Below are 21,527 nucleotides of genomic sequence, written 5' to 3' on the forward strand. Positions count from 1 at the left end.
CAAGTCCTATTTGTTCGGATCTTCTTCACTGAATACGGCAAAGCTCTTATTCTCGATACGAGAGGGATGCTACTCATTATCCCCCTCTCGCCTGACCCGATAACGGGCACCGCGCCTTTCACCTTGACGCTCGACCTTGCCACTTGTGATCAAATCATCAATGGCCAGTTTCCATTGAGCGTCGCTGATATTAGTACCAGCCAAGATGTCAGCTCTGGCGTGCCAGCCCCTATGCGCTTCGAGGAATCCAAAAACTTCGGCGATTGGGCCATTAGCGCAGGAGGTAGGCGACGGACTCGCATCGAAATCGAACGCCGGCTGGACGGGCTCGGAGCTGGTGGTACGAGGGCCCTGCGACGAGCGAGAGGCGATGCGTCCGGTCGTTCGGCCATGCAAGCCCTGCGCGACTTCCTGCGCATAGCGCTCGTGGTTCAGTTCGGACAGTCTTCGCAAAACTTCAAGGCGAGCGCGTTCCGAAAGCGTGAATCGGATGCGATCGTTATCCGGCAGGTAGGGAACAGGATGAAAGTCATGCCCAAGTTCCAAATCTTCCCACCCATAGGCTCTCAGTACAGCCAGGTCGATATCTTGATGTAGGGCACGGAGAGCCTGAATACGCGGTTCCAAATCAAGTGGATCATGGAAGCGATTGTAGAGTTGAGTGAGCCCGATCGACTCACTATTCATTAGTCCTTCCCGAAGCACGTGGTAGCGTTCGCCAAGGTCTTCAAGCTCAGAACTGCGGCCACTGTCTGGCATTGACCAAGTTTCAAGCGCCTCAGATGTCGAGTATGCAATTGTCGACGACCCCATCATGCCACAAGTCCAATAAGACCACACGGCGTGGAGAGACGACTGCAGACACGCAAACTCCCACCATGAATCGAAGTAGTAAAGCTTTGTACGCTTATTAAAAACGTAACCTGTTGGGACATAACGAAAAGATATAAATTTTGACGTAATTGCAGAAGCCAAAATTTTCTCTCTTCCTTCAAGCTCCTCAACAAGCTGAGGGCGCAAATCCCAAAATTTCCAGAAGCAGTCTTGGTGGATCTGTCCGGTCAAAGACTCGCGATAAGGTTTAACTAGCCTTTCGACCCTATCAAAAGCCGCTTTATAATTTCTCGATTCGGCCTCAGACCAATTTCTAAAGTAAATTACCCATCGATAGGGCTTAAGCTCCGGCATGGTATTAAGATCTTGACCAATAAACATTGGAACAATTACCCGCTCAGACTTTGGCTCATCGAATAATAAAGTGTCACGCTCTTCAGCGGTGAGCTCAAACCCCCGCCCCATGACATTTTGCCCCTCAGAAAATCGCCCCTTAAGTGCCTTAAGTTTTTGGGGTCGCTGGAGTTGAAAGTCCTCATCTAACCCACTATCGATGGCCGCCACCGAACGAGAGTTGAGGATTTTTTCTCCTTTCCATAAATTGCGAGAAATCCAAATTATTGAGACTACTACCGATGCATTTCCAGGCCAAACGAAGCGGGGAAGTGCGCGATAAACGGTGCCCCCTTTCTCAAGTATCTGATCAAGGCAAACTACTCTGGAACCAGTCTCAGAGATTGATTTGGTCGCGAGCAGCCCTAAGTACCCGTGGTTTCCGATCAGCCCAAATGCCCGAAGGAAGAAATAAGCGCAAAGATCAGGAGATCCGACGACGTCGTTACGCACATATTTCAAGTATTCTTGATATGCCAAGCCGAAACGCCGGCCTACTAAACGACCTCCACTGAAAGGCGGGTTGCCGACAAAGGCGTCGAAACCACCGCACTCGCGTGCGAACACCTCTGGAAACTCGAGCGGCCAATGGAACGGTTTTCGCGTATTTCCGTTCGGAGCGTCCGTAGCGAGATCTTGTGTCGCCCTGCGACCTAACGCGCTTCGAGCCGCCACGTCACCGTCTACGATGCGATCGGCCTCAATGGCGAGGGCATTCAGCCTGACATTGGTGGATCTCTGATCGGCTACAGCCAACACGATGCCGACGAAAGCATCGGCAATGCGCTCCGGCACTTCCAGCTTCTGCCGCGCCTCGGCATCCAGCCTTGCCATCGCCTCGACGTCGCGTATGTCCAGAATCGGCATCGCACGCAGCTGTTGCCGTAATTCAATGGCATCGCGCACCGCACGCTCAATGTTCTGCCCGAAAAGGCGATGTTGCCCCTTTCCAGTTGGGTTCATCGACAGCTCGGTGAGCTGATTCAATCGATGGATGCCTAAGAGGCTGTCACCGCAGCGAAGGTTGTGGTCCAGGAAACCAAAGGGGCGGCCCTTGGAGAGAGTGACCAGCCAGATCGAGAGCTTGGCGAGTTCGACTGCGAGCGGATTGATGTCCACACCATAGAGGCAGCGCTCGGCGATGAGACGGCGTGCGATCGCTGTGCGGGCTTCGGAGTCGCGCGGCAATGGCTCTTTCCCTGCTAGAGTTTCCAGAACCTCTCCGTCCACGCTTACCGCTTCACCAGAGGCCTCGACTTGCCCCCAGGCTTCGACGAGGCGGTCTGCCAGCCAACGACAAGCCTGCACTAGGAAAGCACCTGAGCCCATAGCCGGGTCGCAGACCTTGAGTTCGAGCAGCTCGGTGGGAGACTTGAGCTTCCACACCTCTCGAGGCTTGCCTTCCGCCGGACCGGCATAGGCCACGGGGGTGAGGGTTTCGGTGACAATCGTTTCGGTGAGCGATTTAGGGGTGTAATGCGTACCTGTCTCGCGACGATCGCTACCCATGGTGACGATGAAGGCCCCCTCAGGGTAGATAAGCGGATAATCCCAAGGATCAGTGCGTAGTAGATTGAGGAACGGCAAAGCACGATCACGCAGTTCTTCGTCTCCAGCGCAAGCTGTGAGCAGACGGCTGGCCAGGGCGGCATCGACCGAGCGTTCAAGATCTTTGCGGATAGCTCCTACGCTACGCTTGATCGCATCGATACCAGAAAGCGCATCCACCAACTCCTCGTTACCCTGGCGGCGCAGAGCTTCGAGTTCTTCCAATCCATACAGGGTCTTCTTCGCTCCCTTGCTACCGGTCAGCTCCACCGTCACCCGTTCGGTTCGCCCAACAGTCCTCTCCAGCAAGCCTTCGTAGACATAACCGATCTGCTCAACGTCTAGCGCTCGGTAGGAAAGCGTACGCCCCTCGTACTGCTGGATCGCCTCCAGCAAGAGCAGCACGGTACGGTTATCGATCGGTAGCGGGCGGGCGGAGTCCTCTTTCCAGCAGGAGCCCTTAGCGCGCCCCTCGAGGAAAGGGAAACGATCCGGGTCGAACAGCGAACCGCCCAGTGCCGGAAGGCGCAGCATTTCATGCTCGATGCCGCCGTACACCGCGCGAAATGTCGCTAGTAACCGTGACCAGGCATCGTTGCGCCGCTCCAGCACCTCCTCGGTTTCCTGGCGCAGCTGTATACGCAGAGTGGAAATGGCGTAGTTGCTTTCGTACGCCTCCTCTCCCATCAGCAAGAGCCCCCGCTCCTCGGCCGACAGCAGGAACACCAGACGCATCATGATGGTCAGGCCCGCTTCGTAGAGCTCGGTCGGCTCGACACCTTGCAGCAGCGCCCCTGACCGTTCACGGTCTTCCTTACCCAGTGCCTGGATCAACACCTCGACCGCCCGGCGGACTTGTTCACCCAGGGCATCGGTGACCTCCTCCTGATGCTGAAGAGACTCGTCCAGCATCGAGGGCAAGGTCTCATCGTCTGGGCCGAAGAAGCGCCGGATACCCAATAGGGTGAGGAAGGCCTGCAGCGTCAGCGGCTCCTGCCCCCAGAGGCGTGCATACCAACTTGCGAAGGTCGATACAGCGCCAACGGGAGCATCGACCAGCATCCAGCGCTCACCATCGGTGACCAAACCAAGGCGACAGCCGCTGGCCCGGCAAAGCCGCTCCATGCGCTCGGCTGGACTGGCGGACCAGCCATCCAATTTCAGTGCGGCCTGGAGATCCGTGCCCGCCGAATAAATTTGCACGAGCAGCCGGCTTTTGCCGCCCGAGACCAACGCATAGTCAGGCCACAAGGTGACACCGTGTTCCGGCAGAGTGACGCGCTGCTCCGAAGGAATGCGCTCACCTCGTAGTAGAAGCTCACCGCTATCGGACTCGTCGTACTCCAGGCCGCGAGCGAGCACCTCGTGAATCCAGGCGCGATGCAGTTCGGTGAACCTGGGGTCGTCATTGTCACGAGCTTCGCACCACTCGTCATAAGCCTGCCGCAGGTACTTTCGAACACGCGGTTCGACTGCAGCTAGCCCCGTGGAGAAGACTCGTTTCAGTACCGGCGTGGCGAGGAAAGGACCGGAGACCTCGATCAGCGACAACCATTCATCGTGAATATCGAGGGGGTTCATACGCGGCCTCCCTGGGCTAGCGATGCAGGTACGATGAAAATTACGGCTACCGGGAAGGTGCGATCCTGTGGTTCTGCATAGCGCACTTCGATGGCCCCAGCCTCCTCTTCCCGCTCCACAGGAATACGCGCGAGACGTGCTTGCAGGGCAGAGTTGTCGCGGCGGACCTGGGTCCGCTCATCTTCACTGAACAAAGAGAACTGCTCAGGTAACTCATCCTTACCCAGCTCCTTGCGAATGGCGCTATCCAACTCATCCAGCACAGCGAGAATGTCTGCTTTTTCTTTGTTCTTACGGGTCTCCAGGGTGTTGTCCAAATACTCGAGACGATTGCGTGAGCGTGCTCCGACGGATTGCTGAATGGCTTCTTCAGCTGTGGCGAAACGAGAGCGCAACATGTCGAACGCCGTTTCATCTAGCCGACACGGCTGCGCGTCGCCCAACCAGGACTGTACTCGGGAGACGCCTTCTTCACGCTTGAAGCCCTGTTCGCGCAAATAGCCTCCAGCCAAGGTCAGCTCCTCATGTAGACGATGGTGATTACCGCCAGTGATCACCAAACGCGATACGACCACGACCGCAGGCGCCTCGAGACGATCGTCAGGCAGCGCTCGCACCGTCACTCGATGCAAGCGTTTGTTGTCCTCCTGCGCCCAAACTTCGGCACGCAGCAAACGCAGACACATCTGCACCAAGCGATGATTGAGATGGATGAGCACCAGATCATCTCGCCCATTGGCGACTTCATGATCGAATGTCACCGGGCGGATCTTGCCGGTGAATGGATGCTCCAGCCCTTCACGGCAACGCTCCCAGGCGCCCCCCAAGGGCGGCAGCTCGAAGACTCTACCCGGCGTGATCCCCGCCAACGTCAGCGGCTTGAGAGCCGGTTTCTCGGCCAACGCCAAGCCGGTTTCGACCGCCTTCAGGATGTGCTCAGGAGAGAGGTGGAAGTCCTCCCGAGTCTCGACCAACTTCTCATGCAGCTTGGCTATTCGGTTGGCGAGGTCTTTTTCTGCCCGAACGAAGCCGCGGGCCTGGAGGATCTTCGCGTCCGCCAGTCGGGTATCCAGATCACGCAGCGCACCTTCAATGAGCCCAGACATTTGCGGTGCGATCACCGGGTTCACACTTCCCATATCGGCACGCATGGAGTCGAGCTTGCGCAAGGCACGCAGGATATCGTCCTGGTGGCCACCGACAGCATCCTGGTCTTGGCGAGCATCGACCGGGTGCCAAATCACCACCTCTTTCTCGCGCTGGCCATGGCGGTCGATACGACCGTTGCGCTGCTCCATGACGTTGGGGTTGTACGGAATCTCCAGGTGGATGAGGTAGTTGCAGTGGTTCTGCAGGTCGATACCTTCGGAAGCAGCGTCGGTGGCGAGCAGGATGCGCACGGGAGAGATGTCCGGAGTGGCCTGGAATGCTGCCTTCACTTGCTCTCGATCGTCGTGATCCATACCTCCGTGCAAGATCATCAGGCGATCGCCACCCAAGTCATGAGTCGCCAGAATCTGATGCAGCCAGTCGAGTGTGGTGCGGTACTCGGTGAAGAGAATGACGCGCTTACCGTTCCACGCACCATTAGTCTTCAGGTGCCGATCGACCCAATCGAGCAGCGCTTCGGCCTTGGAGTCGATTCGATTCATGGCTTGCTGGGCCCAGTGCCTAAGCTCATCCAGCAGAATGCGCTCTTCTGCGCTCAACGGGCGCGAGTGGCGTGTGGCTTCCTCGACGGCCTCTTGCTGCGCGACCTCGACGTCTGCATCGTTGGCGTAATCCTCCTCGGCACGCTGGATAGCCTTGAGCAAGATTCGCTCGGACAAATCCGTCCGCCCCTTGCTAGTTCCGCCACTTTCTAAGGTCGCGACATGCTTTTCTAAGGTCGACGCGAAGGCAGCCGGAGAAGAGAACAAGCGCTTGCGTAGTAGTTGGTTGACGAAAGATGCGCCGGTCACGCCGCCCAACTCGTCATCCGCAGATTCCCTGCTGGCACAGAACTCTTGCAGCTTGCGATGGATCTCTCTTTCTTTGGCGGTGTAGTCGATGGGCAATGCTTCGAGCTTGCGCTGTGCGTAAATCAGGTTCCCATCCTTGTCGGTGATTTCGCTCTTGAGGCGGCGGATCATCACCTGAGACAACTGCTTCTCTTCCGGCATGATGTTGCGGGCGAAGCGCTGATCATCGAGCAGCTCCAACAGCGATGTGAAGGACTCGGTGTAGCCGTTATGCGGCGTCGCAGTCAGGAACAGATGGTGCTGGAAATGCGGAGCGATGGTGCGGATGAAACGAGTACGCTGGCTTTCGATAGCGTATTGAGCGCTCGCCGACGGCGCAACGTTGTGAGCCTCGTCGACGACCAACATGTCGAACTTGCGTGGATAGCTGACATTGGCCGGCAGGATATCGCGGAAGGCACGCAAACCATCGCCGGCCTTGGCCCAATCCATCGACGTGATCAGGCGTGGGAACGAGGTCCAGGGATTGGCATGGATTCCACGTTCACGCCGCATCCCCTTTATGTAGGTGCTGTCGACGATCCGGAACTCCAGTCCGAACTTTTCCATCATCTCGACACGCCACTTCTCTTGTAGCGACGCGGGGCAGACGATCAGCACAGTGCGGACTCGATGACGCAGTAGCATCTCCTGGATGACTAGGCCGGCTTCGATGGTCTTACCGAGGCCTACGTCGTCGGCGATCAGCAAGTTGACACGCGCCATGTCGATCGCACGGACCAGCGGATCCAACTGGAAGTCCTGCAGGCTCACACCACTGCGAAACGGTGCCTGGACGAAACCACGATCAGCATTGGTAGCGGCACCCCAGCGTACTGCATCGAGAAAAGCTTCCAGCGTATCGGAATCGTCCTGCCCAGTGATGGCGGGCAAACCAGCGCGTTCGATGACATGCGCGCCTGGCTCGATTTCCCAAATCACCTGGAGTTCTTCGCCGAGAGCATCCTCATCGATGGAAGCCAGCGTGACAGCATGCTGTTGCACGCTACCCAACTTGGAAGCGTCCACCTCAGCCACTACCCACTGCCGGCGTCTAACTTCGACTAGCTGGCCTGGTTCCGGGATATTGCGGTAGTTGCTGTCTTCCGCAGTTGCAGTCATTTCTAACTCCTTAACACCGCAACAATCAGTTGGCTGATTGCGGGAAAAAACTTATGCACTGCGCACCTCAAGAGCGCGAAGCACTGATTTAGTTGGGTACAGATGTGGAGCGAGGGCTGAAACTGCAGCGTTCGTGATCGCGGAAACGCTGAGGATCGGCCGTCCCTGAGATACCACAGCCTGCCATGATGCAATGTCCGTCACCGTATCCATCGTCTGAACACGGGTAAAGCCGTGCTCAGTGCTTTTTGCCAGTATCGTCATTTTGATGCACAGACACTCGTCCGACCTAGGCTTGCGCAGCAAGGAGGGATACAGGCAGAGCTTGCGCCCATCAGGTAGTCGTTTTCCAAGTCAAAAGGTAATACCCAGAGCTCCATCCCGTTGCCATACTCAAAAACAGGTAGCGCCTTCTCCCCCCCAAACCAACGCGGATAACTGAGAGCGGCGCTGCCGGAAGGGGAGAGCAACATCATCAGGCTCTGAATAAATGCTCACGATGCCAAGCTAGATAGCCGCGATGACGCGTCTCGAGCTGGCGCAAGCAAAGTTGGGGCGTGAGGTGAAGTGCCTTAATGCTGGCAGGATCCAAATCGCTGCTAAGCAGGATGAGCCCGTCCTCATCGAAACTGATGAGGCCTTGATCGAATGCCAGGTCGAGGTTCGGAGTCAGCAGAAGGCCGTTGAACGGATCCAGCCGCTCACTAGAGCTGGCAGCACGCCAAGGCTTTATATGCGAAGCGCGTAGTAGCTCAGGTACGCAACAGTCGGTAACCGCGCAGCCACCCCAATACGCCAAAAGCGCCTCGCGATAACCGTTTTGGCCAATTCGCGCCTTGATCAAAGCCTCCCGCTCAGTGTCGGTCAGAGGCAATTCCTCTGAGAAGCACTGTGGCAATAAAGGCTTCGGCGTTGTTGGCGCGCCATCCACAGCTCCCGTCTGGTCTAGAAGCTGCCTGATGAACTCATCGAGCGCACCTAAGCCCAGAAACCCTAAATCAATGCCGTAGCTGATATCCGTGGCTCCCGTATTTCTCCGTTTAGGGAATCCGCGAAGATTGCTATTGTGGTAGTAAGGCGCTTGGCCTTTCTCCACACCCTGGATGCTCAGCCAGCTAGAGAGATGCTCTTCATATTTCGGGTGTAGCACGAGCGGCGTCTCACTGGCGCTCTGCTTGACGAACACAGGCATAGTCAGAGCTGGATGCGACAGACGCACCACCTTGAGACCGGACTGTTCGGGCCGACTAAAACCTGCACCCTCCAGTGCTGCAATAACATCCTGAGCCCTGAGCGAGACTTGGTGAACTCCGGAAACCGGCCCCTGCCCTTTGCCTGGTTGGCCGGTAATCGCGCCACCGAAATCCTGCTGCGTTATCCACCCCAACTGCAGAAGCGCTTGGGACAGCTCAGGATGCATACGCGCACGCCTTTTCCCGGACTCCGGATTGTCATCGAAGCTCGCAATGGCATAGACCAGCCACTTAGGTTTTGGAACACCAAGAGACGCAACTAGCATTCCACCGAGGCGACCGTACTGACTATTGGCAGATTGAAAATTGACCTGCCCCATCAGTGCGGCCAGCTGCGTCATGGTCAGAGTCTGCTCTGGGGCTATAGCGTGGCCCGTTAGCATGCGACGTTGGCCGTCAGAGATGCGGGGCTCGATTTCTTTGAGTGCTCGAGCGTACTCCTCAGCGCTGGCGGAGGGCTCCCCACGCCGAGACGAAGACGGCAAGTGAGATATTGATCCTGCCTCCATCTCCAGAAACGCACGCAGCTCCGCCTTGTCCTTAAACGCCATGACGCCCTCTCAACTGCAATCCATTTTTGTCACGAGGCATAAAGCTCCGACCACATCTCTCAAAGCTCCCTGTGATGGTCTAACTCTTCACCACAGCGACCTTCAGCGCATCCTGCTTGCTCGCTTTCTCACCGCGCGACATAGCTAAGGGCCGAGCAAAATATGAATCTGCTCACAATATCCACCTGCTTTTCGTGGGTAAAGACCGGCGGAGCTCCTAAATAGAACTTTTCACCCAGCCCGCTGTCGCCGGCATACAGATTCACGCCACTCGAGATGCGCCATGCCGCCAGTCAATACGCCTATGATGATGACTGCCTGGCTTGTTGGCGCAAAACACCGGCTGACGATGACCCGCGGTGATTACCTGATCACCCTTCACCACGACATAGCTGTTGCGCGTTTTCTCCGCCAATTGACGTTCTGATGCCGTCAGGCTGAAAAGCATCTGCCGGAAATGCGCCCTATCGAAGAAGTACACACGAGCGCCTCGATTCCACACGTGGCGTCCATACGCAATTAACCAATCAATCTGCTGTATGCGGATTCCGCGCTGACTGCAACGTTGCGTGGCATGTGCGGTAAGCTCCATTGCCCAGCTCCTCTGCCGAAGTCGATCTCAGGCCCGTCGAGCTGGTCATCCTTGACCGGCGGGCTTCTTCACCCGCATCCAGCGGGTACAGCAGCAGGATATGTCGCCCTACTAGACACACCAATATTGGGTGTTCATACAGGTCAACTATTCAGGCAGGTTCGAATGGTTTTGGAGTCACTCCGCCGCAGTCTGTTAATGCTTTCCCCACATATCCGTCAATTTCCAGAGCGCGTTTATTTGAGGCTGGCCAACCATGGACCAACGATGAGCTTGCGCTCTTCAAGGCTGCATCTAGCTACACCGTCCTTGACTAGCGCAGTCCGGTCCCCAGTATGCGGATTGAGAACATAGGTATTGATGCTTGGGAGCGTCGCCGGGTTTGCGCTCCAGCGCAGATTGAAGGCAGCGAGCTTTGGAAACCAAAATTGACTGGCGTACGGCAGATTGTCATGAATCCACCAGGCCAGCGGAGTCCAGTCGCTTGTTTGCTCGTACCAGGGCAGCAAGGCAGGCACCACAATGCAAGCCGTGGCGCCTAGATAGCCCTCTGTATCGGGATAATCCCAAATGTGCGAGGCGTAATTCTTCTCGTTTGCGGCGCAGCTGTATTGGTTACCATTCTCTGCCCCCTTGCCATTCACCAAAGGCGATCGATAAGCCGAGCGAATGACTATCCGGCCGAATTTTTTCTGCAACGGCTCCAGCAGATGCTCACAAAGCCCCCGACCTGCTTCGATAGCACGGTCAGGAAAGTCGGGGATGTTTGGAATACCCTCAATTTGACTGATTTCCGAGTAGAGGAAATCGCGCATAAAGAAGTGGGTGGAAAGCCTGATACGCCCTAGATCTTCCAGCGCTTTAACCGTGGCCGGCTTATTCATTCGCATACGTCCTTGTTGAGCTCTGGAGGGGTAATCAACTAGCAGCTTCGATCATTCGTGGTGGGAGTTCAAAATGTCCCTAACACGCTGCAATGCCAAATCAGGGGCTAGCGATCCGGCATGAATCAGAGCTCGCATCTTCTCACCAGAAGCTGGCGTGATCGCCCCTACTCTGAGAGCGCTGGCTAGCAGCACCTCAAGCTCGCTATCAGCAATATCCCGAGGTGACTCAATCAGCCTAGTAGCTAGACGACCAGACAGCTCACCCCTTAGCTGATCCTGCTTACTGCCTGACCGAATGAGTTTTGCAATGCCGTAGCCAGCGGCTCCCGCCACTGCAGCAGACCCGACCACCCAGCCAATCGGAGTGGTCGTAACGAACACACCTCCTAGCAGGCTCGCCAGGCTTGTAGAGCCTAGCAATGTGGTCGCGCCTGCCATGCTAGCAGCACTTCCGGCCAATGCTGCTCCCGCGCCAGCGCCGCCGAGAAGTGCGGCCCCCTCTCCCATCACGCCAACTCGGTCTCGACCTTTAAGCTTATCGAGGGCCGCTCGAACCTTAGGATCCTCAGAGGCAATGGCCGCTAGCTCTTCGGATACGGCCGTTGCATCTTGATCCGAAGTGGCGCTTTCAACTTGCACCCACTCCCTAACAGCTTTCCGTAGCCGATGAACCTTCCTGATGTAGTCATCCATGACGAGCTTCAAACCTCGGAGTAATGGTCTCTGACTGCCAGAAAGACCGATTGGATGAACTCAAAGAATTTGCGGGCGAGCTGGATCGCCGCTACCAAAGGATCTGAAGAGGGACTTCCCGAATCAACGGTCGCCCCAACAGCTGCCCCCATCAGCACTGCAGCGCTGGTTGTAATTGGCGCGAGCAGAGGACCAATGAAAGGAATCGCTGCGGTTATGCCTCCGATAGCAGCCCCTATGGCCACGCCGATGGCAATTCCAGGATGAGCCTTGATAAATGCCAGAATCTGCCTCACTACGATCCTGCCGACAGTGATTACCTCCCCAGCAATTTTCCTTGTGGTAGACCAGATCGCCTCAAGGCGAGTCATGATCTCTGCCGGAATACCGAGGCTCAATCCCTCAATGACCAGATCATCAAATTGATCTCTGGCGCACTCGGCGTTGAGCAACGTCAACTCGAATGCTCCCTGCGCCGCAGTCAGTTGCTGCATAACTCCCTCCCAACATCCCAATAGTGTCAATTTGCCCTCAAGCCACGATTGATTCAAGGCTCGCGGCTCTCTATTCAAGTGACTGCTAGTCGCGTCAACGTTCATCAGCGCCCCTCTCGCCTCCGACACGTTAGCAACCGTGGCCAAAGGGCAACTGCAACAGTTGGATCTTGCGCTGCAGCTGCTCGACATGAAACTTCTCCGCTCGCAGGGCGGCCTGTAGCTCCATCAGGTTGCTCACCAAGTCAGCTCTATCTGCGCGCTCAATCTCCAGTTGTCGCTGGAGGCTGGCTTTCTGTTCCGCCAATTGGTCACAGCGCACCCAGAAAGACATGACCAAGCCGGTGCCCAGCAAGCCCAGGAAAAGCAACGTGGCCACAACAGCCCAGAGCAAGGTAAGAAAATCCATATCGAGGGCCAGTCTCCCGCAGCGGCCTATAACACCCTCACGATATGTAGCTTTCCAAGCTATATCTAGAATGTTTACATGTACAGGTAAACAATTCGAGCACATGGAGAGCCAATGAAACGTAAGCAGTCGATCGAGTCAGTCCGCTGGGATCTGGCCCTTCGCTATAAGCTAATAGAGACCGTGGTCTGGTGGGAGGGACGGCTAACCACAGGTCATCTGATGCAGAGCTTTGGCATCAGCCGACAGCAGGCGTCAAAGGACATCAATACCTACATCAATGAGCATGCGTCCAAAAATCTGACATACGACAAGCATCTGAAAGGGTACGTACCGAGTAAGCAGTTCAGGCCCTTGTTCATTGACGACAGTGCCAGCGCCTACCTACACCTGCTGAATCAAAACCACGAGCGTGCCCCGCACGTCGAGGGGTTAGCGCTCGCTTATGCCCACACAGAAGTCCTGAGCGTTCCCGATCGTACAGTTCGCCCCGAAGTGCTACGCCCGTTGCTCAGAGCCTGCCGGGAAGGTTTACGTTTAGAGTGCGAGTACGTGTCCTTTACCACCCCGAGTGGTGAAACCAGGCTGATAGCACCTCATACACTCATCTACACCGGCATACGCTGGCACGTCCGGGCCTACTGCGAGAAGAACCGCGATTATCGTGACTTTGTGTTGAGCCGCTTCCGTGGTATCCCAGAGCTAATGGATGACCCGTCTGAACACGCCCGAGAAGACGACCTTGGATGGAACACGCTCGTTCCGGTCATCGTCGAACCCGATTCGCGACTTAAGCCTGAGCAGCGAAGCATCATCGAGGCCGACTACGGCATGCAGGATGGCCAGCTGGTGATTGAAGCCCGCGGCGCACTGGTTCAATACGTGCTCCAGCGCTATCAGATCGATCCTACAAAGCTGCACACCAAAGCGACTGCGCAGCAGATAGTCGCGGCGAACCTTGATGAGCTGCAGCCCTGGTTGTACCGCTGACAATCCGCATCCCACCCGCACCGATACTTGCAGTTATCAGGCGCTCTCTCAGTAGAGCGCCTGCACTCTCCTTGTCCTCGCAAACAAACGCCCTAGCTCAATTACGGGCTTTGGCTGTGAAGCACCTTCAGTGAGCGACACAACTTGTCGCCCAAAGCAGCCAATCTGTTATCGATTGACGGCCACGGATGCAGACATGTTTTCACCGCCACACCCCTTCACCCTTACCTGCTGTTACTGCTCTTGGAAGAAGACTTATCTTCCTAGCGGAGACAGCAGGGTACGCCCCCCGGAGTGGCTCACTGGCTGCCCTAACTGCCAGACTCCTTCATTGGATGTGCGCATCGCGAACAGGAAGGAAATCCTCAAAGAACGCCTAGAGCAGTTCTTAAAGAACTCCGGGCATCATTGATCTTTGGTCGAGCTTGACCCAAGGAGAGATGGCACAGAGCCATCCACTTGGGTAGCATCGAGCTCAATGCGGCGCAGTGCCAATGTATTGAGCCAAGGATGCGCAACTCCCCTCAAACACCTGTAAAGCCCTGGGAGCTTTTTTCATGGACCGAGAACACGCGAACCAAACTGCTGCTCGCTACTACAAGCACCTCAGGGACTTCTGCGACCTTCAGAGCCAGCTCAAACCCTTTTTCGCCGGCACATTCATAGGCGAAATCATCGATGCGGTTTCAGAGTGCGTAGACGAGGCGGAAAGCGCCAACACTCTGTGCGGCTTTCTCCCAGAAGGTAACACCTTCGACGAACAAGACTGGCTCACCTCACAAATCCGCCGCGATGGGCAACGCAAGCGCTTTCGTAGCCTGCAAGAGATCCCAGAGCACTTGCGAGAGCACTTCGGTGTAGACGACCAAGACTTCCGTGAGTATGCGGATCAGCTACGAGACGAGTGCTACGACGGCTACAACCTACTCCTCGAGCAACAGTCGAATATTGACGAGCATTTTGAGCGGCAGCATCTTCACGAAATCTATGACTACGTGGATGTAGAAGGGCTTCCTCTCTACGCGAAAGATGCCATCGGCCAGGTTTTCGAACACATGCTCGTCTTATGGGGTAAGTACGAGGCGCTAGCTCGCACCCTCACGAAATTGGTTTCCCTAGCCGACGATAACGATCCCGACCCAGACCTTACCAAGGCAGCACTCTTCGGCTGAGCCCCAAACACGCCCTGCCACCGTCAGGAAAAGGGCAGGTCCTCTTCCTGACCTCCTCCCCATATCGAACATTTCCCTGATGCCTCAGGCCCCTGACAAGGAAGCCAGACGATGCCAAGACACCACTACTCCAACCGAGCCATCCTGATTCTTGAAAACCCTTGGGGGCTGGATGACGGTGACTGCAACCGCACGAGCGTACTGCCCTTTGTCGAAGGCATTGCCAAGCTAGCAGGCGACACCGAGGTATTTCACGCCAACTTCTATGACAAGCGTAGCTTCGACCGGGCCCTCGAAATTCTTTGCAGCGCTCGCTTCAACAACGCAGTTATCTACATCGCAGCGCATGGCAACAAAGGCAAGGTGGGCGGCGTCAAGCTGGAGGACATTCTGTTCGCAATCGGAGATCACTCCAAGAATACGAACATCACCGGCATCATGCTGGGATCCTGCTTCGCCGGCACGGACACCGATACCATCGAGGTCTTTATGCAGGGCACGAACGTCAAGTGGTGTGTCGGCTACTCGTCCAGCTGCGATTGGCTCCCTGCCACGATGATCGACTGCTCGATCATGGCCTCAATGCTAGAGCTCGATGAAGAAGAGCTTTCAGACCGCGCGACCATGATCGAACTACTCGCCCAGGCCCTCGCCCCGTTCTCGCGTACTTATGTAATAGGTGAAGACACCGATGACAACACGATGACAATGGAAGAGTCCATTCGCGTGGTTATGCAACCTAGCGGGCGCGGAAATCGAGCTCGTCACGTGACTGACGAGGTGTTAGAGGAGCACGAAAAGCTCCAGGAATTCGCCTGATCCCCCAGTCGGCTAGCCCCACCCATTACCTGTAACGACTCCGCCGTTTTGAGCAAAGGAGATGGCTCCTCAATGGTCCTGAATCTAAAAGACGACGCTCAACTGAAACAAGCATGCGACACAATCCTGCAGCAAACCCTAACGCAAAAAGGGAATCGAGATTGGGTAGCAGGCCTGCTCACACTGCTGCAGGAAGTTCGCGACGTCGACGAGCCAACCTTTTTCAGCGAGCGGTTCCAACGCAATCTGTGGGATAGCGAGCAGGTCACGTCTACCGGGATGGGGCAGGTCGATATCTCCAAGGTCGCCCAAGACACCAGCGTGATTGAGCAGCTGTGGCGGCTTAAAAACCGATTCCCGGGCCTTGAAAGAGCTCAACAAGAGCTGCTTGTCACCGAAACCTGGAACGCTCTGATCACCGCTATCACACCGCTGGTGAAGCGTTTTCCTAAGCTCAAGATGTACCGCGTATTCGCAGTGCTTTGCCCGGGATTTTTCACCACCATCGGTCACTCCCGAAAACTTCGAGAGCTCGCGAGCGCAATGGGGGCCGCCCAAAGAGGTGAGTCACGCCAGCTCCTTCATCGCAAGGTGCTGGACCGTCTTGATGACGTGCTTGGTCCCGCCGCCGACATTTTCACTACCGCCGGCGTGGAGCGCATGACCCTGCCCTGGCTGCTGTACGTGACATACGTCCAACGGCCGGAACAAGAATCTACAGAGCTGGCCGACCCGGAAACGGGCAAGGAGCTGCTCAACCCTCTACCTGCAGAACGTCGGCGCCGTGGGCTGCTTTCGATTGGCGGAGGGATTGCCACCATACTGGCAATGATTGAATTTGCGCGAGAAGGATGTACGCGCGAAGACTTCATGCAACACCTTCAATCACTGAACCCCGCCTTCAAGAAGTCCTCGTTGAGTACCCAGCTCAATGCACTGATCGCCGAATGGGGTGTTCTGCGCGCACAGGGAACCGATCTACAACTTACTCCCCGCGGCGAGGCCCTCCTGGAGTCGGGCGAGCCAGATGAAGTGATCGATTGGATGATCACTCGCATCCTTGGCTTCGACAATCTGCTGCTCACGCTCAAACACACACCTCTATCCACCCAGCAAGCGAATGACCTGCTACGCCAAGTCAATCCCGGCTGGACCAGCAATTTCGCGCCGAGCGCCCTGGTAAGTTGGCTTCGCTCCCTGGCCCTGGTTGAACTAGATGGGGCAAAGCTCCTTCGTCTGACTGACAGGGGCGAAGAGTGGGTCGCACGCATTCACTGGACTCCGGGTGCCCTGAAAGCAATACCAATTGCCGCAGGCCCCGGTGATCTCGAGGCTCCCCGTGCGGCTTCGTCAGTCAAAGCTAGCCGGCCGGCCCTGATGGAAATTATCAAGGGCTTTGCTCCAGAGATTCAATTTCCACCGGAGCTCATCGCGCAGCTTGATGCGGGACTTTGGAGCCATTTCCGTCGCCATTTGGCCGTCCTCACTGGGCTCAGTGGAGCGGGCAAAACACAACTGGCTCGGGGATACGCGCTGAGCCTCTGGCAGCAAACCCAAGATCCTCATGAGGGACTGCTCATCGTGCCAGTGCAGCCCGGCTGGCACGATCCCTCGGCCCTACTTGGCTATGTGAACCCACTGGAGGCCGACACGTATGTGCGTACGGCCTGCCTGGACTTCCTGCTACGCGCCAGCGCTGACCCCGCTAGCCCTTACACGCTGATCCTGGACGAAATGAATCTGTCGCATCCGGAGCAATATCTGGCTCCTCTTCTGTCAGCGATGGAGACAGGCGATCACATCGAGCTCCATGCACTGGGAGACGGCATCAGTGACGTACCGACATCCATCCCCTACCCCGCCAACCTGCTGATCATTGGCACCGTCAACATGGACGAGACCACTCATGGCTTGAGTGACAAAGTGCTCGACAGAGCGGCGGTAATCGAATTCTGGGATATCGATGTCGAAGCATTCCCAGGCTGGGCGACAACGTCGCTACCAACAGAACAGATCACCATAGTGCGCTCGCTACTGACAGAGCTCGTCCAGGCACTCAGGCCCATGCGCCTGCATTTCGGCTGGCGGACTCTTCACGACGTCATCGGCTACCTCCAGGAGGCAGCCAACGGACAAGTTATCTCCTTCAACCAAGCTTTGGATCATGCTGTTTACGCGAAGGTTCTTCCAAAGCTTCGCGGCGAAGACAGTCCGCGTTTGCAGAAGGTATTCCAAGAGGTCCTTAAGGTGCTGACGAACGTCAAGTTGGAAGCGTCCAAAGCCAAGGTGACGGAGATGCTCGATGACCTTCATCACCTAGGCTCAGCCCGATTCTGGCGCTAAGCATGACGAGCCTTCACTGCTACAACGAAAAAAACGTAGCTATATCGGTTACCCCGGGCGAGCCCTCATCAGGATTTGATGAGCGGGGCTTGTACCGTTTCCGAGCGCTGCCAGAGCATCGGCTTTACATCGACGATGCGCTGCTGCCCGAGCAGCTGCATGAAGGTGAAGTCGTTTGGCTTTGGGAGCCGGGGTTCTTTGCAGGTGAGGTCTCGGCTGAGTTAACGAACCTGAGCGGCAACATCATCGCCCAGTACCGTCTGGATGTCGCCCCCAGCAGCGATAAGCTCGGCAAAGACATCTTTACAAAGATGCTGGAAGACATCGTTGCCTTCGACGCGAAACTGCTGTTCGGCACAGAGAGCGCGCAGATCTCCATAGGCACGGACGGCGAGGATTCAAACCCTCATCTACAGTACGCGCGGCTTCGGCGCTATGGAGAGTCACTAGTTGCCGCACTCCGACAGGTGACCGAGCGCCCCCTTACCAGGCTTCGCCGAGAACGCGTTGTAGTAGGCGCGCACCAGGTGAGGCGCTTAGAGCCATCCGCGGTCCGAGCATCTCTTAGGAGCCGTACGATAACTCTGGGATCGGAGGGCGTGACACTGCCCTCGTCGCAAGCCAGCTTCGAAGTCGCTGCGGTTTTTGAGCATCAAGACAATCCTGCAAATCAGGTACTTGGAGCGATACTTGTCAAGGTAATGTCTCGCTGTCGCCAGACGATTCGAGCCTTTGAACGTATTGCCGAAACGGAGCGCCGCTCCGATACCCGATCGGAGCTAGCACCACGCTTAAAGAGGCGTATCACCTTCCTCGATGGCCTGTACCGAGCACTGCGGCGCCAGCAGCGAATGGAGCCCTTCTGCCACCTGAGTACTCAGCGAATCACTGCCGCCGGGCTCAATGCGATCTCCGCCCACCCTATCTATGCGCGGGCTTACCGTTTCGGCTGGCATAGCCTAAGGCCCGGGGTCTTGGGAACGACAGGCGAAGAGAGCCTGTGGATCAGCCCATCCTGGGAGATCTACGAGCGCTGGTGCTATATCAAAATCGTCGAGCAGCTGCGTTCACGCTATCCCACTCTAAAGTGGGATGGCCACTATCCGACACAGAGTGACGACTGTATTTGCTGGAGCGGAAAGGGTTCGGATTTCACGTTGGAAGTCTGGCTTCAGGTCCGATGCCCAGCGATCGACAAAAAGAACTATGCCGGCTTCTCCAGCCTTTCAAAACGGCGCTTCCCTGACATCGCGATTACGCTGGAGTCAGGGAACCGACGCAAGCTCGTGATGCTCGATGCAAAGTACAGGACCAGCCGCGAAGGGATTCTCGACGGCATGGCTTCTGCCCATATCTACCATGACAGCTTGCGCTGGTTCGATTACCAACCCGCTTGCGCTCTTCTGCTAATCCCACGCGGAGGAGCCGTAGAAAAGCTGCAAAGCAAGGAGTTCTGGCTCGCGCACGGCGTCGGGGTGGCCCAACTCGGAAGCGACGACGACGCCAAAGCGGTCGTTGATCAACTGGAAGAATTACTGGCCGTAAACGACTAAAAGGGAGGCCCGTGCCATCGGTGTGAACAGATAGGTCCGATGGCATGGAGACGCTGGCTGTCAGGTGCGAAACTGCATCTAACTTGACCACCCAATTGCATTGCCGCTGACCAGTCAATTGCATCCGTGTTGACCACTGTTTGCATCCGACTTGACCTGTCACGCCGAAGCGGCGACCGGCAGAGAACGGCCAATAGAAGACGCTCAATCAATTACCTGCCGTGGCAATTTGATGAGCTTGGCAAGCTTCCCAACGCGAAAACGATGCCGTCGCCACCCCCTACAGACTGCTGACCAGGTGCCCTCCGTCCACCGCAATCGTGCTGCCAGTGACAAATGCTCCCGCCTCGCTCGCCAATAGAAGGAATGGGCCTTCCAACTCAGTGAGATTGCCCAAGCGGCGCATGGGGACCGCATGACGGATGTAGGTCTGGCCTTTCTCGCTGTCGAAGTAGCCATCGTTAATTTCGGTCTTGAAATAGCCAGGGGCGATGGCATTAACGCGAATATTGTGACGCGCAAGATCTAGAGCCAGCGACTGTGTCAGTTGCACAACCCCCGCCTTTGCTGCGCTGTAGTGGCTGTAGCCACTTCCGGCCCGCAAACCGAGAATTGAGGCGATGTTTATGATGCTGCCCGGCTTACCTGCCTTAACTAGGCGCTGAGCAGCACATTGGGCCACTCGCCAGACTCCGTCCAGGTTGGTCGAGAGCATCGAACGCCAGTCTTCTTCGCTGATTTCCAGAGCGCGTTGGCCATTTCCGATACCAGCGTTATTGAGCACTACGTCGACCACACCGAAGGATGCTTCGGCGGTATCGAAGGCTGCCTCGACGCTAGAACGGTCGGTGACGTCGAGCGCCACGCTGAACGCCTGGTTGTTATCAAATTCGATGTCGGCTTGCACCTCAGCAAGTCGATCCATTCGCCTGGCAGCGAGGACCACACGAGCGCCGGAACGTGCCGCTACGCGCGCCAGATGTGCACCAATACCGCTGGAAGCACCTGTAACGAGAACGACCTTGCCAGCCAGAGAGAATTTATTCGACGGGCTCATTGAAACACCTCGAACAGTCCAGCGGCGCCCATGCCGCCGCCGACGCACATGGTGATGACAACGTACTTCACACCGCGCCGCTTACCTTCCAGGAGGGCGTGGCCGACCATGCGAGCGCCGCTCATGCCATAGGGGTGGCCGATAGCAATAGCGCCGCCATTGACGTTTAGCTTGCACGGGTCGATGCCGAGTTTCTCTGCGCTGTAGAGCACCTGACAGGCGAAGGCTTCGTTGAGTTCCCACAGGCCGATGTCATCAACACTGAGACCGTGCTGCTTGAGGAGTTTCGGTACCGCTAACACAGGGCCAATGCCCATTTCCTCAGGGGCTAAGCCGGCCACAGCGATTCCGCGGTAGATTCCCAGTGGTTCTAGGTTACGTTGCTCGGCCAAACGAGCGTCCATGAGTACACAGGCGCTTGCTCCATCGGATAGTTGGCTGGCGTTACCGGCGGTGATGCAGCCGCCCTCGATGACCGGTTTGAGCCTTGTCAGGTCTTCTAGTACCGTTTGCGGACGGTTGCCTTCGTCGAGATGCAGCGCCACCTCCTCGTAGCTGACTGCGCCGGAGGTCTTGTCTACTACCTGCTTGGTCGCGGTGACCGGGACAATTTCGTTGGCAAACAGTCCGGCTGCCTGGGCTGCAGCGATTCGCTGTTGGGACTGCAGAGAATAAGCGTCCTGGGCCTCACGACTGATGCTGTAGCGCTTGGCGACCAGCTCGGCCGTCTGCAGCATCGGCATATAAGCGTGCTCAGCATGGCGCGTCACCAGTTCGTCACGTTCCGCGAAAGACCATTCCATGTGGCGATTTTGCACGAGGCTGATTTGCTCCTGACCTGCACCAATAGTCACAGCCATGCCATCGACGATGATTTGTTTTGCAGCGGTGGCGATGGCCATCAGGCCGGAGGCACATTGGCGATCCATGGTTTGCCCGCTTACTGATAGTGGCAATCCAGAGGCCAGCGCGGCCATACGCCCTAGGTTCCAACCAGCAGTACCGCCAGGCATGGCAGTACCAATCACCAGATCCTCAATTTCGGCAGCTTCGATGCCGGCGCGCTCGACGGCGGCACGGATTGCGTAGCTGGCCATACTTGGCGACTTGAGATTATTGAAGGCGCCGCGGAACGCCTTAGCGATTGGTGTGCGGGCGGTAGAGAGGACTACAGCTTCTTTCATGGTGATATCTCGTGTGCTTATTTGGAGCCCTCCCGCACTGGGAGGGCAACTA

14 protein-coding genes are annotated in these 21,527 nt (G+C 56.6%); 5 read left to right on the forward strand and 9 right to left on the reverse strand.

Going from position 1 to position 21,527, the window contains the following annotated elements; all coding sequences use genetic code 11:
• Positions 1 to 69 precede the first annotated feature (69 nt).
• The 7 genes from N5C91_RS29375 to N5C91_RS29405 form a co-directional block, all read right to left on the reverse strand.
• Positions 70 to 4,356 carry a type IIL restriction-modification enzyme MmeI gene (locus N5C91_RS29375; RefSeq protein WP_279833899.1) on the reverse strand — a complete coding sequence of 1,429 codons (4,287 nt, stop codon included), beginning with the start codon at positions 4,354 to 4,356 and terminating at the stop codon, positions 70 to 72.
• Positions 4,353 to 7,478, reverse strand: coding sequence for a DISARM system SNF2-like helicase DrmD (drmD, locus tag N5C91_RS29380; RefSeq protein ID WP_279833901.1), 3,126 nt, complete (start codon positions 7,476 to 7,478; stop codon positions 4,353 to 4,355). Before drmD ends, N5C91_RS29375 begins: the two co-directional genes overlap by 4 nt.
• A gap of 475 nt (positions 7,479 to 7,953) precedes the next feature.
• Positions 7,954 to 9,072 carry an HNH endonuclease gene (locus N5C91_RS29385; protein ID WP_238174937.1) on the reverse strand — a complete coding sequence of 373 codons (1,119 nt, stop codon included), beginning with the start codon at positions 9,070 to 9,072 and terminating at the stop codon, positions 7,954 to 7,956.
• A gap of 472 nt (positions 9,073 to 9,544) precedes the next feature.
• A complete protein-coding gene (locus N5C91_RS29390) occupies positions 9,545 to 9,874 on the reverse strand; it encodes a hypothetical protein (RefSeq protein WP_134303927.1) in 330 nt (109 codons plus the stop codon).
• 236 nt (positions 9,875 to 10,110) lie between these two features.
• Positions 10,111 to 10,758 (reverse strand): hypothetical protein, encoded by a 648-nt coding sequence (locus N5C91_RS29395; protein ID WP_043157640.1) that lies wholly within the window; start codon positions 10,756 to 10,758, stop codon positions 10,111 to 10,113.
• A gap of 704 nt (positions 10,759 to 11,462) precedes the next feature.
• On the reverse strand, positions 11,463 to 11,948 hold the full coding sequence (locus N5C91_RS29400; RefSeq protein WP_279833904.1) for a hypothetical protein: 486 nt from the start codon (positions 11,946 to 11,948) through the stop codon (positions 11,463 to 11,465).
• 130 nt (positions 11,949 to 12,078) lie between these two features.
• Positions 12,079 to 12,357 (reverse strand): hypothetical protein, encoded by a 279-nt coding sequence (locus N5C91_RS29405; protein WP_043157636.1) that lies wholly within the window; start codon positions 12,355 to 12,357, stop codon positions 12,079 to 12,081.
• A gap of 114 nt (positions 12,358 to 12,471) precedes the next feature.
• Between N5C91_RS29405 and N5C91_RS29410 the strand changes: the two genes are divergently transcribed.
• The 5 genes from N5C91_RS29410 to N5C91_RS29430 all read left to right on the forward strand — a co-directional run bounded on the left by N5C91_RS29410 (position 12,472) and on the right by N5C91_RS29430 (position 19,234).
• Entirely contained in the window at positions 12,472 to 13,347 is an 876-nt protein-coding gene (locus tag N5C91_RS29410) for a WYL domain-containing protein (protein ID WP_043157634.1), read from the forward strand.
• Positions 13,348 to 13,904: 557 nt separating this feature from the next.
• A complete protein-coding gene (locus tag N5C91_RS29415) occupies positions 13,905 to 14,519 on the forward strand; it encodes a hypothetical protein (RefSeq protein WP_279833907.1) in 615 nt (204 codons plus the stop codon).
• A 111-nt stretch (positions 14,520 to 14,630) separates the two neighbouring features.
• Complete coding sequence (locus N5C91_RS29420; protein ID WP_279833909.1) at positions 14,631 to 15,338, forward strand: hypothetical protein; 708 nt, start codon at positions 14,631 to 14,633, stop codon at positions 15,336 to 15,338.
• Positions 15,339 to 15,410: 72 nt separating this feature from the next.
• Complete coding sequence (locus N5C91_RS29425) at positions 15,411 to 17,681, forward strand: hypothetical protein (protein ID WP_279833912.1); 2,271 nt, start codon at positions 15,411 to 15,413, stop codon at positions 17,679 to 17,681.
• 2 nt (positions 17,682 to 17,683) lie between these two features.
• Entirely contained in the window at positions 17,684 to 19,234 is a 1,551-nt protein-coding gene (locus N5C91_RS29430) for a nuclease domain-containing protein (RefSeq protein ID WP_279833914.1), read from the forward strand.
• A gap of 280 nt (positions 19,235 to 19,514) precedes the next feature.
• Here N5C91_RS29430 and N5C91_RS29435 read toward each other — a convergent pair whose 3' ends face one another.
• On the reverse strand, positions 19,515 to 20,291 hold the full coding sequence (locus N5C91_RS29435) for an SDR family NAD(P)-dependent oxidoreductase (RefSeq protein ID WP_279833917.1): 777 nt from the start codon (positions 20,289 to 20,291) through the stop codon (positions 19,515 to 19,517).
• Positions 20,288 to 21,475, reverse strand: coding sequence for an acetyl-CoA C-acyltransferase (locus N5C91_RS29440; RefSeq protein ID WP_279833919.1), 1,188 nt, complete (start codon positions 21,473 to 21,475; stop codon positions 20,288 to 20,290). The genes N5C91_RS29435 and N5C91_RS29440 overlap by 4 nt, the downstream gene beginning before the upstream one ends.
• Between the last annotated feature and the right edge of the window lie 52 nt (positions 21,476 to 21,527).

The sequence above is a fragment of the Pseudomonas sp. GD03903 genome, assembly GCF_029840045.1.
Taxonomy (GTDB): Bacteria; Pseudomonadota; Gammaproteobacteria; order Pseudomonadales; family Pseudomonadaceae; genus Pseudomonas; species Pseudomonas pseudonitroreducens.